The sequence below is a fragment of the Microbacterium sp. BF1 genome, assembly GCF_019279095.1.
Classification (GTDB): Bacteria; Actinomycetota; Actinomycetes; order Actinomycetales; family Microbacteriaceae; genus Microbacterium; species Microbacterium maritypicum.
This window is the reverse complement of the sequence record NZ_JAGYWT010000153.1, coordinates 1-5,393: the sequence shown is the minus strand read 5'-3', so window position 1 is coordinate 5,393 and position 5,393 is coordinate 1. Positions and strand designations below refer to the sequence as shown.

Annotated in this window: 4 protein-coding genes and 2 pseudogenes; all 6 read right to left on the bottom strand. The window is 67.8% G+C overall.

Features of this window, described 5'->3' with window-relative positions; all coding sequences use genetic code 11:
* Positions 1 to 126 (bottom strand): annotated as a pseudogene (locus KZA10_RS07355) (PQQ-dependent sugar dehydrogenase); the annotation flags it as partial.
* Between the two features lie 5 nt (positions 127 to 131).
* Positions 132 to 953, bottom strand: a pseudogene (locus KZA10_RS07350) (serine/threonine-protein kinase); the annotation flags it as partial.
* Positions 950 to 2,404 (bottom strand): penicillin-binding protein 2, encoded by a 1,455-nt coding sequence (locus KZA10_RS07345; RefSeq protein ID WP_141385599.1) that lies wholly within the window; start codon positions 2,402 to 2,404, stop codon positions 950 to 952. The pseudogene KZA10_RS07350 and the gene KZA10_RS07345, both read right to left, overlap by 4 nt.
* A 1-nt stretch (position 2,405) precedes the next feature.
* Positions 2,406 to 3,791 (bottom strand): FtsW/RodA/SpoVE family cell cycle protein, encoded by a 1,386-nt coding sequence (locus KZA10_RS07340; RefSeq protein ID WP_017829947.1) that lies wholly within the window; start codon positions 3,789 to 3,791, stop codon positions 2,406 to 2,408.
* The gene (locus KZA10_RS07335; protein WP_218682532.1) at positions 3,788 to 5,089 is read right to left on the bottom strand and encodes a PP2C family serine/threonine-protein phosphatase; all 1,302 of its coding nucleotides are present in this window, start codon (positions 5,087 to 5,089) and stop codon (positions 3,788 to 3,790) included. Before KZA10_RS07335 ends, KZA10_RS07340 begins: the two co-directional genes overlap by 4 nt.
* A gap of 7 nt (positions 5,090 to 5,096) precedes the next feature.
* Positions 5,097 to 5,393 (bottom strand): FHA domain-containing protein (locus tag KZA10_RS07330; RefSeq protein ID WP_218682531.1); only part of this gene is annotated, 297 nt, incomplete at its 5' end.

The following is a 5,393-nucleotide window of genomic DNA, read 5'->3' as shown; positions in this document are numbered from 1 at the left end:
GCCGACCGTCACGTAGAGCATCCCGTCAGGGCCGAAAGCGATGCGGCCGCCGTTGTGGTTACCGGCGGCGGGGAGGGCGGAGAGGATCGTCTCGGGCTCACCGATCTTCATCGACCCCGGCGCGCCCTGTTCAGATCTCCGCGACGCAGGGCCTGGGCCGCGCGTGCCACCGTCGCCGATGACGACGGACGGTCACTGGGCTTCTTGGCGATCATGGCCATGACCAGGTTCTGCACCGGGATCGGAACGGTGGGGGGCAGGGGTGGCGGCTGCTCGTTGATCTGCGCCATCGCGATCGCCACCTGCGACTCGCCGGTGAACGGACGCTTGCCTGCCAGACACTCGTACGCGACGATGCCCAGCGAGTAGGTGTCGGTCGCGGGCGATGCCGGGTGTCCTGATGCCTGTTCGGGCGAGAGGTACTGCACGGTGCCCATGACCTGACCGGTCGCGGTGAGCGGCACCTGGTCGGCGATGCGGGCGATACCGAAGTCGGTGATCTTGACGCGGCCGTCGGGCGTGATCAGCAGGTTGCCCGGCTTGATGTCGCGGTGCACGAGGCCGGCGGCGTGAGCCGCCTGCAGAGCGGAAGCCGTCTGGGCCACGATGTCGAGCGTCTTGTCGGCGCTCAGCGCGCCGTCGCGCTCGAGCACGGTCGAGAGCGCCTCGCCGGGCACCAGCTCCATCACGAGGTAGGCGCTGCCGTTCTCCTCGCCGTAGTCGAACACACTGGCGATGCCCTCATGGTTGACGAGAGCGGCGTGACGGGCCTCGGCCCGGAAACGCTCGAGGAACCCGGGGTCCCCCATGTACTCGTCCTTGAGGATCTTGATGGCGACGGTACGTCCGATGACGTGATCCGTCGCTTCCCACACCTCGCCCATGCCACCGATCGCGATACGCGACTGCAGCTCGTAACGACCACCGAACGACACACCCTGCGTCGGCCTCATCTGCCCAGCACCGCCTCTATGACCTTCTTCGCAATCGGAGCGGCGATGGTGTCGCCGCTACCTGATTGTCCCTGTCCGCCGCCGTCTTCGACGACGACCGCTACTGCGACCGCGGGGTCGTTCGCCGGCGCGAAGCCGGTGAACCACAACGTGTGCGGCCTGTTTCCGTTCTCTGCGGTGCCCGTCTTACCGGCCACGTCGATCCCGTCTATTCTTGCACCCTGGGCCGCGCCCGTAGCGACGCTCGCGACCATGGCCGCGGTCACGTTGTTCGCCACGTCGGCCTCCATCGCTCGTCCGAACTCGCTGTCCTGGAACGCCTTGATGACGGAGAGGTCGTTCCCGATCACGGCGTCGACCATGCGCGGGTTCATCACGACGCCGTCGTTCGCGAGTCCGGCAGAGACCATGGCCATCTGCAGCGGGGTCGCGGTGACCTTGCCCTGGCCGAATCCGGTCAGCGCGGTCTGGGCGTCATCGAGGGCGCGCGGGTAGCTCGAGGCCGTCGAGGTCAACGGCGTGTCGAACGTCTGGTTGAACCCGAGCTTGTCCGCCATCTCGCGGATGGTGTCGTCGCCGAGCTCCACGGCGAGCTCGGCCATCGGGATGTTGCAGCTGAGCCTGATCGCCTCGGCGATGGTGACCGTCTCGCCGGGGCCGCAGGTGCCGCCCCAGGCGTTGGAGACGCGGTTCGTCGAACCGGGCAGGGTGTAGGAGATCGGGTTCGGCAGCGTCGAGTCGGGAGTCCAGTTGCCTGTCGCGTAGGCAGCGGCCGCGACGACGACCTTGAACGTCGAACCGGGAGGGTTCAGATCTCCCGCGATCGCCCGGTTGGACAGCGGTTTGTTCGCATCGGCGACCAGCTGGTCGTACGTCGCGTTCGCCGCATCCGCGTCGTGCGTCGCCATCAGGTTGGCGTCGAAACCCGGGGTCGAGACCATCGCAAGGATGCGTCCCGTCTTCGGGTCCATCGCGACGACGGCGCCCTTGAGCCCGTCGAGGGCCTCGTAGGCAGCCCGCTGCGCCGCGGTGTTCAGGGAGAGCTCCACGCTGTAGCCGCGCTGCGGCTGGCCGGAGAGGATGCGCTCGACCTCGCCGAGGAACGCGTTCGAGCCGGTGCCGGAGAGCTCGGCGTTCATGGCCTTCTCGATGCCGGTGCTCGAGCCCAGAGCCGGGTTGAAGTACCCGGTCACCGGCTCCCACATCGGGGCATCGGTGTAGACGCGCTGGAACTGGTACCGGTCGTCACTGGGCACCGAGCTGGCGATAGCGACACCGTCGACGATGATCGACCCGCGCTGGATCTCGTAGCTGTCGAGCCGGGTGCGCTTGTTGTTGCTGTTCTGGGCCAGCGCATCCGCCTCGACGACCTGGATCCAGCTGGTCGCGGCGAAGAGGGCGATGAACATGAACAGCATGATGATGCTGAGACGGCGGAGTTCCTTGGTCATGTCAGCCGATCACCACCCTGGGCTGACGGCGAACCCCGTCGGAGATGCGCAGCAGCAGCGCCACGATGAGCCAGTTGGCCACGAGGGAGGAACCGCCCGCCGCGAGGAACGGTGTGGTCAGACCGGTCAGCGGGATGAGGCGCGTGACACCGCCGACCATGATGAACACCTGCAGCGCGATCGTGAACGAGAGCCCGGTGGCCAGCAGCTTGCCGAAGTCGTCCTGTCCCGCGAGGCCGATGCGCATGCCGCGGCTGACGAACACCATGTACAGGCAGAGGATCGCGAACAGTCCGATCAGTCCGAGCTCTTCGCCGAGGCTGGTGATGATGTAGTCGCTGTGGGCCAGAGGCGTGACCTCCGGGCGGCCCTGGCCCCAGCCGGTGCCCATGAGTCCACCGCGGGCAAGCCCGAAGAGCCCCTGCATGGGCTGGTACCCGGCGCCGTCGGGGTCGACCTGATCGGCATCGAACAGGAACAGCCAGTTGATGAAGCGGCCCTGCACATAGCTGAGGATCTGCGTCGCGAGGGCGACACCGGCGACCACGAGGGCGAGGCCGATGAGCACCCAGCTGGTCTTGCCCGTCGCGACGTAGAGCATCGCGACGAACATGCCGAAGATCAGCGTTCCCGTGCCGAGGTCGCGCTGGAACACGATGATCCCCAGCGAGATGAGCCAGACGACGAGCACGGGGCCGAGCTCGCGCATGCGGGGCCAGGTGATGCCCATCACGCGCTTGCCGACGGAGGTCAGGCTCTCGCGGGTGCGCACCAGATAGCCGGCGAAGAAGATGGCCAGGCAGATCTTGGCGAGCTCACCCGGCTGGAAGGCGAACGCGCCGCCGAGCGACACCCAGACCGCCGCGTTCGCGTCCGGGATGCGCAGGCCGGGCACGAACGGCAGCAGCAGGAGCAGGATTCCGGCGAGGCCGAAGATGTAGGTGTACCGGAACAGGATGCGGTAGTTGCGCAGCAGGATGACCACCGCGATCGCACCCGCGAGCGAGATCGCGGTCCACGCGAGCTGCTTGGTCGAGTAGGCGTTCCAGCCGGTGTTCTTGAAGGCGATGTCGATCCGATAGATCATCGCGATGCCGAGGCCGGTGAGCAGGGTCGCGATGGGCACGACGAACGGGTCGGCGTCGGACGCGACGAAGCGCAGCACGATGTGCAGGGCGAAGGCGAGAGCGGCGAGGCCGCCACCGATCGCCAGGATCATCGGGTCGATCACGCCGAGTGCGCCCAGCTGCACGAGCGTCAGGGCGGCGCCGCTGATCGCGCACGCGAACAGCAGCAGCCAGAACTCGCGGTTGCGCTGGTTCTGCGGCATCCGGATGCGCTTGAGGGCCTTGATGACACTGGTGTCGGCCGCGACGTCGGTGCTCATCCCTCACCGCCTTCGGGGGTGTCGACAGGTGTCGGCATGGGCGTGGGCAGCGGGGTCTCGATCGTGTTCGCGTCGGCACCCGCTTTGAGCCGGTCCACGATCGCCATCGCGTCGGAGAGGGAGCGCGCGGTGATCGTGCGCTCGACCGATGCCCGCTGGTACGGCGGCAGGTTCGCAAGGAGGATGTCGGTGTCCTGGATCGGGGTCGACAGCGTGATCGGTCCGATGTTCTGCTGCACGCCCTGGAAGATCACCACGCTGTCCTCGTCGGCGCCGATGAAGTAGCGCGTCTGGGTCCAGCTGTACGCGGCGAAGGCGGTCACTCCCAGCATCGCGATCACCACGAGAGCACCGGCGATCCAACCGAGTCGACGGCGCTTGGCACGACGACGATCCTCTTCGATGAGCTCCTCGAGGTACTCGGGGGCCGGCTCGAAGTGGCTCGGCTCGTTCGCGGCCTGGCGCACCGGGTGCAGCCAGTTGCCGCGGGGAGGGCGCACCGGGGGCACGTACACGCCGTCGGGGTTCGAGGCCGAGCCCACGATCGTGGGCGTGCCCGAGTGGATCGGGTGCTGACCGCCGACGTCGACCAGGACGATCGTGACGTTGTCGGGCGCTCCGCCGTCGAGCGCCTGCTTGAGGAGGTTGTCGGCGGTGCGTCCCGGAGCGAGGCCGAGCTGCATGGCTTTGAGGATGTGGGGTTCATCGACCACGCCGGAGAGTCCGTCGGAGCAGAGCAGCCAGCGGTCGCCGGGTTGCGTCTGCATGACGAACATGTCGAGCTCGGGGTCGGAGTCCATGTCGCTGAGCACGCGCATGAGCACGGAGCGGCGGGGGTGGTAGCGCGCCTCTTCCGGGGTGATGCGGCCCGAGTCGACCAGGCGCTGCACGAAGGTGTGGTCGGTGGTGATCTGCGTCAGCGCGTCGTCGCGGTAGAGGTAGATGCGCGAGTCGCCGATGTGGCCGATGACCGCGTACTCGTCGACCATGATGATCGCGCTGACGGTGGTTCCGAGACCGGCGAGCTCCGGTCGATCCTTCGCGGCACGGATGAGGTCGCCCGCTGCCGTGGTGGCCGCGGCCTGCAGTGAGGCTTGCGCGTCTTCCGTCGACGCATACGGCTGGTCGAGGGGCTCCAGACGCTGGATCGCGATGCTCGAGGCGACGTCACCACCGGCGTGGCCGCCCATGCCGTCGGCGACGACGAAGAGGTTCGCTCCGGAGTAACCGGAATCCTGGTTGTTGGAGCGGACCTTCCCGGTGTGGGAGATCGCGACGCTCGAGCCTTCGAAAACCATGCCGGCGTCAGGCTCGCAGCTCGAAGGTCGTGGCGCCCACCTTGATGGGCGTGCCGAGCGAGAGGGCGACGGGCGAGCCGGAGACGCGCTGGCCCGCGACGAAGGTGCCGTTGGTGGAGTCGAGGTCCTGGATCGCCCAGCTGTCGCCGCGCAGCATCAGGCGCGCGTGGTGACTGGACGTGTAGTCGTCACGGATCACGAGAGCGGACTCACTGGAGCGGCCGATCGTGAGGGAGTCGGCGCTGAGCGGCAGCTCGAGGCCCGCCTTGGGGCCTGAGGTGATCACGAGGCGCTTGGCGGTCGC

What these genes read in the sequence shown, in the direction of transcription:
- KZA10_RS07345 (WP_141385599.1), bottom strand. Translation starts at nt 2,404, where the DNA reads ATGACCAAGGAACTCCGCCGTCTCAGCATCATCATGCTGTTCATGTTC.
- KZA10_RS07340 (WP_017829947.1), bottom strand. Translation starts at nt 3,791, where the DNA reads ATGAGCACCGACGTCGCGGCCGACACCAGTGTCATCAAGGCCCTCAAG.
- KZA10_RS07335 (WP_218682532.1), bottom strand. Translation starts at nt 5,089, where the DNA reads ATGGTTTTCGAAGGCTCGAGCGTCGCGATCTCCCACACCGGGAAGGTC.